2 protein-coding genes are annotated in these 6423 nt (G+C 73.0%); both read left to right on the forward strand.

Features of this window, described 5'->3' with window-relative positions; all coding sequences use genetic code 11:
- Positions 1-242: 242 nt before the first annotated feature.
- A complete protein-coding gene (topA, locus tag ACFCV8_RS08940; RefSeq protein WP_376684605.1) occupies positions 243-3131 on the forward strand; it encodes a type I DNA topoisomerase in 2889 nt (962 codons plus the stop codon).
- A gap of 156 nt (positions 3132-3287) precedes the next feature.
- A partial coding sequence (tmk, locus tag ACFCV8_RS08945) for a dTMP kinase (RefSeq protein WP_376684606.1) occupies positions 3288-6423 on the forward strand: 3136 nt, incomplete at its 3' end.

Genomic DNA, 6423 nt, shown 5'->3' on the forward strand with positions numbered 1-6423 from the left:
GCGCCCGCACTGCCCCGACCACCCCCGTGAACCCGCGGCCGACGACCGTGCACCGGGCGTATCGGACGGTCCGGGCGGCAGGAATGCCGGAAGTCGGGTTACCGTTCGAGTGGCCGTTGCGGGCTTTTGCCGTTTGACACGGGGGCGGGTTGTACCGTCACACTCCGCAGCGACAGCACCATCGGCAGCGCCGCCGCGTTGCCCGGATGCCCACCGAGCGTCGACCGGAGAGAAGAGCGAAGTTGTCCCCGACCAGCGAGACCGCACAGGGCGGCCGCCGACTCGTCATCGTCGAGTCGCCTGCCAAGGCGAAGACGATCAAGGGCTACCTCGGCCCCGGATACGTCGTCGAGGCGAGCGTCGGGCACATCCGCGACCTGCCGAACGGAGCCGCCGAGGTCCCGGACGAGTACACCGGCGAGGTCCGTCGGCTCGGCGTCGACGTCGAGCACGACTTCCAGCCCGTCTACGTCGTCAACGCGGACAAGAAGGCCCAGGTCAGGAAGCTCAAGCAGCTGCTGGCCGAGTCCGACGAGCTCTTCCTCGCCACCGATGAGGACCGCGAGGGCGAGGCCATCGCGTGGCACCTCCAGGAAGTCCTGAGGCCCAAGGTCCCGGTCCACCGGATGGTCTTCCACGAGATCACCAAGGACGCGATCCGGGCCGCCGTCGCCAACCCGCGCGAGCTCAACCAGCGCATGGTCGACGCCCAGGAGACCCGCCGCATCCTCGACCGGCTGTACGGCTACGAGGTCTCGCCGGTCCTGTGGAAGAAGGTCATGCCGCGGCTGTCGGCCGGCCGCGTCCAGTCCGTGGCGACCCGGCTCGTCGTCGAGCGGGAGCGCGAGCGCATCGCCTTCCGCTCCGCCGAGTACTGGGACCTCACCGGCACCTTCGCCACCGGCCGCGCCGGTGACGCCTCCGACCCGTCGACGCTCACCGCCCGCCTCAGCACGGTCGACGGCCGACGCATCGCGCAGGGCCGCGACTTCGGCCCGGACGGACAGCTGAAGCCCGGTTCCGGCCAGGTGCTGCACCTGGACGAGACGAACGCCCGCGCCCTGGCCGCCGCGCTCGCCGGGTCCTCCTTCGCCGTACGGTCCGTCGAGTCGAAGCCGTACCGCCGCTCCCCGTACGCGCCGTTCCGGACGACGACCCTCCAGCAGGAGGCGAGCCGGAAGCTGGGCTTCGGGGCCAAGGCCACCATGCAGGTCGCGCAGAAGCTGTACGAGAACGGCTTCATCACCTACATGCGTACCGACTCCACGACCCTCTCGGACACCGCGATCGCCGCCGCCCGCGCCCAGGTCACCCAGCTCTACGGCGCCGACTACCTGCCGGAGAAGCCGCGTACGTACGCCGGGAAGGTCAAGAACGCGCAGGAGGCGCACGAGGCGATCCGCCCCTCCGGCGACCGTTTCCGCACCCCGGCCGAGACCGGCCTGACCGGCGACCAGTTCCGGCTGTACGAGCTGATCTGGAAGCGGACCGTCGCCTCCCAGATGAAGGACGCGGTCGGCAACTCCGTCACCGTCAAGATCGGCGGCCGGGCGAGCGACGGCCGGGACGCCGAGTTCTCCGCGTCCGGCAAGACGATCACCTTCCACGGCTTCATGAAGGCCTACGTCGAGGGCGCCGACGACCCGAACGCCGAGCTGGACGACCGGGAGCGCCGTCTGCCGCAGGTCACCGAGGGCGACGCGCTGTCCGCCGAGGAGATCACGGCCGACGGCCACGCCACCAAGCCGCCCGCCCGCTACACCGAGGCCTCGCTGGTCAAGGAGCTGGAGGAGCGCGAGATCGGCCGTCCGTCGACGTACGCGTCGATCATCGGCACGATCCTGGACCGCGGGTACGTCTTCAAGAAGGGCACCGCGCTCGTCCCGTCGTTCCTGTCGTTCGCCGTGGTGAACCTGCTGGAGAAGCACTTCGGCCGGCTCGTCGACTACGACTTCACCGCGAAGATGGAGGACGACCTCGACCGGATCGCGCGCGGCGAGGCCCAGTCCGTCCCGTGGCTCAAGCGCTTCTACTTCGGCGCGGGCGACGACACGGCCGGTGCGGGCGCGGCCTCCGACGCGGGCAACGGCGACGGCGACCACCTCGGCGGTCTGAAGGAGCTGGTCACCGACCTCGGCGCGATCGACGCCCGGGAGATCTCCTCCTTCCCCGTCGGCAACGACATCAAGCTGCGGGTCGGCCGCTACGGGCCGTACATCGAGCGCGGCGAGAAGGACGCGGAGGGCCATCAGCGCGCGGACGTGCCGGAGGACCTGGCGCCCGACGAGCTGTCCGTGGAGTACGCGGAGGAACTGCTGGCCAAGCCCAGCGGCGACTTCGAGCTCGGTGCGGACCCGGTCACCGGTCACCAGATCATCGCGAAGGACGGGCGTTACGGCCCGTACGTCACGGAGGTGCTGCCCGAGGGCACGCCGAAGACCGGGAAGAACGCGGTGAAGCCGCGGACCGCCTCGCTCTTCAAGTCCATGTCCCTGGACACGGTGACGCTGGCCGACGCGCTCAGGCTGATGTCGCTGCCGCGCGTCGTCGGCGAGGACGCCGACGGCGTCGAGATCACCGCGCAGAACGGCCGCTACGGCCCGTACCTGAAGAAGGGCACGGACTCGCGCTCGCTCACCTCCGAGGAGCAGCTCTTCGACATCACCCTCGAAGAGGCGCTCGCGATCTACGCACAGCCCAAGCAGCGCGGCCGGGCCGCCGCCAAGCCGCCGCTGAAGGAGCTGGGCACGGACCCGGTCAGCGGGGCCCCGGTCGTGGTCAAGGACGGCCGCTTCGGCGCGTACGTCACCGACGGCGAGACGAACGCGACGCTGCGCACCGGCGACAGCGTCGAGGAGATCACGCCGGAGCGCGGCTACGAGCTGCTCGCCGAGAAGCGTGCCAAGGCACCCGCCAAGAAGAAGACGGCGAAGAAGGCCCCGGCGAAGAAGTCCGCGACGGCCGCCAAGAAGACGGCCGCGAAGACGACGACGGCCAAGAAGACGACGGCCAAGAAGACCACGGCCGCCAAGAAGACCACGGCCGCGAAGACGACGACGGCGAAGAAGACCACGGCCGCCAAGAAGACCGCCGCGAAGAAGGCGACGGCCTCGGCGTCCGTGGAGGACTGAGCCGACAGGCCGGTCCTCCACGGAGGATCGCGCTCGGGAGGGGGTCCGGGGTTTCCCGGCCCCCTCTCTGCCGTGGAGGCGGGGAACGGGTGCCTCGGGCGGGCGTATGTTCGGGCGGGCCTCCGGGGACCCCGCCGCTCCGGATAGGCTGGGCGGATGACGCGAGCCGAGCAGCCAACGGTCGTGAGCCCCACCTCCGACACACTTGCCGCAGACTCACGGGAGCGCGCCGTACGAGCGCTGTTGCGTATTCCCCCGCTGAAGCGGCTGTGGAGCGCACAGCTCATCGGCAGTACCGGCGATGCCCTCGCCCTTCTCGTGCTGGTGCTGATGTCGCTGCAGGCGGCGGTCCTGGAGGGCTCCTTCGGAACCGGTTACCGGGGCGCGGCGTTCGCCGTGGCCGCGGTCTTCGGTGCCCGGATCCTGGCCACCTTGATCTTCGGAGCCGTACTTCTCGGTCCGCTGACGACGCTCACCGCACCCGGCGGGCCGCTGGACCGGCGGTGGCTGATGATCGGGGCGGACGGGCTGCGGCTCGCGCTGTTGGTCGTCGCGCCGCTGTGGATCGACTGGACACCCGGCAAGGCGCTGATGATGATCCTCATCACCGTCTTCGTCACCGGCGCCGCCGAACGCCTGTGGACGGTCGCCAAGGACGGCGCCGCCCCCGCGCTGCTGCCCGCCCCGCCCATCGAGGGCGCCGCGGTGCGCCCGCTGCCCGACCGGATGGACGCGCTGCGCCGGCTCTCGATCCGTACCGACTTCGCCGCGATCCCCGTCGCGGCGGTCGTCCTGCTGATCGCCACGTTCGTCGGTGAGCTGCTGGGCTCGGGCCTGGAGTGGTTCTCGCTCCATCAGGCGGCCCTCGGTTCGTACGTCGCGGCCGGGCTCTTCTCGGCGTCGGTCTCCACCCTTTACTTCCTGGAGCTGCCCGGTACGCAGACCCCGCGCCCGCGCTCTCCGCTGGAGGGCCTGCGCCGCCCGTCGGCCGGGAGCGGGCCCGACCGGGGCCGTACCGGGGCCGTCCCGCTGATCGTCGGCGCGTCGGCCGCGGTCGCCGGGGCGATCGCCGCGGCCGCCGCCGTCTCGGTGCTGCACGCCGCCGACCTGGGCGGCGGGCCCGCGACCTTCGCCCTGCTGGTCCTCGCCCTGACCGGGGCCACCGGCGTCGGCGTCCGGACCGCGGAGAAGGTGCTGCCGGCGCTGTCGCGGCGCCGTCTGTTCGCCCTGGCCATCGCCGTCACCGGGATCGCGCTGCTGGCCATGGGGCTGGTGCCGGACACCGCGACCGTGCTGATGCTCGCCGTGCTCGCCGGTTACGCCGCCGGGGTCGCCGCCCACACCGGGCACGCCCTGGCCGACCAGGAGACCGAGGAGTCCCGCCGGGCCCGGGCCACCGAGCACCTCCAGGCCGTCGTACGGGTCCTGATCGCGCTCGGCGCGCTGGCCGGTCCGCTGCTGGCCGCCGCGATCGGCACCCACCGGCTGGGCTCCGGCGACTTCGTCTTCGAGCACGGCGGCGCGGCCTTCGCGCTGATGCTCATCGGCGCGCTGCTGCTGCCGGTCGCCGCGATCGTGCTCGCGAAGACCGACGACCGCTCCGGCGTACCGCTCCGCCGCGACCTGCGCGAGGCGGTGCGCGGCGGCGAACCGGCCGTCGCCCCCGCCGCGACCGGCTTCTTCATCGCCCTGGAGGGCGGTGACGGGGCGGGCAAGTCCACCCAGGCCGAGGCGCTCGCCGACTGGATCCGCGCCAAGGGCCACGAGGTCGTCGTCACCCGCGAGCCGGGCGCCACCCCGGTCGGCAAGCGGCTGCGCTCGATCCTGCTGGACGTCTCCTCGGCCGGGCTGTCCAACCGGGCCGAGGCCCTGCTGTACGCCGCCGACCGCGCCGAGCACGTCGACTCGGTCGTCCGCCCGGCACTGGAGCGCGGCGCGATCGTCATCTCCGACCGCTACATCGACTCGTCCGTGGCCTACCAGGGCGCGGGCCGCGACTTCTCGCCGACCGAGATCGCCCGGATCTCGCGCTGGGCGACGGACGGTCTCGTTCCGCACCTGACGGTGCTGCTGGACGTCGCTCCGGAGACCGCGAGGGAACGGTTCACCGAGGCTCCCGACCGGCTGGAGTCCGAGCCGCCGGAGTTCCACGCCCGGGTGCGGTCCGCCTTCCTGACGCTGTCCGCCGCCGACCCGACCCGCTACCTGGTCGTGGACGCGGGCCAGGAGCCCGAGGCGATCACCACCGTCGTACGTCACCGGCTCGACCAGCTCCTGCCGCTCTCCGAGGCCGAGATCAAGGCCCAGGAGGAGGCGCGCCGGGCCGCCGAGGAGGAGGCCAGGCGCAAGGCCGAGGAAGAGGCGGCCCGCAAGGCCGAGGAGGAGCGGCTGGAGCGCGAGCGGGAGGCCCAGCTCGCCAAGCTCCGCGCCGAGGAGGAGGAGCGCAAGGCCCGCGAGCTGGAGGAGGCCCGCCGCCGCGAGGCCGAACGCCAGGCGGAGGAGGCCCGGCAGCGCGCCGAGGAGGCCCGCCGGGTCGCCGAGGAGGAGCGGGTCAGGCGGGAGGCCGAGGAGGCGGCCCGCGAGGCCGAGCAGGCCCGGCTGCGCCGGAAGGCCGAGGAGGACGCGCGGCTGCGCAAGGAGGCCGAGGCGCAGCGGCTGGAGAAGCAGCGGAAGGCCGAGGAGGCGCTGCTGCGTGCCGAGGAGGCCCGCAGGCGGGCGCAGGCCGAGGCCGCCGAGGCGGCGGAGCGGGCCCGCGCGGAGGCCGCCGCGGCCGCGTCCGTGCCGGAGAACGAGATCACGGTGCCGACGCCGATCATCGACCCGAACGACGTGACGCAGCAGGTGCCGGCACCGGAGGGCCGGGCCGCGCGGGCCGACGAGGCCGAGACGACGATGATCCCGAAGATCCACGACGGGTCGGACCGCTCCGACCACTCCGGGTGGTCCGGTGCCTCGGACGAGACGACGGTCCTTCCGTCGGTACGGGACGTCCCGGAGAGCCGGGACACCGATCCGGCGGACCGGGTTCCGCGCGGCATCTTCCGCGACGAGCGTCCGGGGCGCTCCGCGGCGGAGAGCGAGAACGAGCGGACCCGGGAGCTGCCGCAGGTCGGCGACGTCCAGCCGGACCGGAACGGGGGCGGCTCGGGGCGCGGCCGCCGCCCGCGCCCCGACTGGGCCGAGGAGACCCCGCTGGACGATCTGCCGTCGCTGGCGGACGAGCTGCTGGGCGAGCACCGCGAGGAACCGCACGACGACGAGGGGCAGGGCCGCTCGGGCCGAGGCCGTCGCC

This window comes from Streptomyces sp. NPDC056347 (assembly GCF_042262625.1).
Taxonomy (GTDB): domain Bacteria; phylum Actinomycetota; class Actinomycetes; order Streptomycetales; family Streptomycetaceae; genus Streptomyces.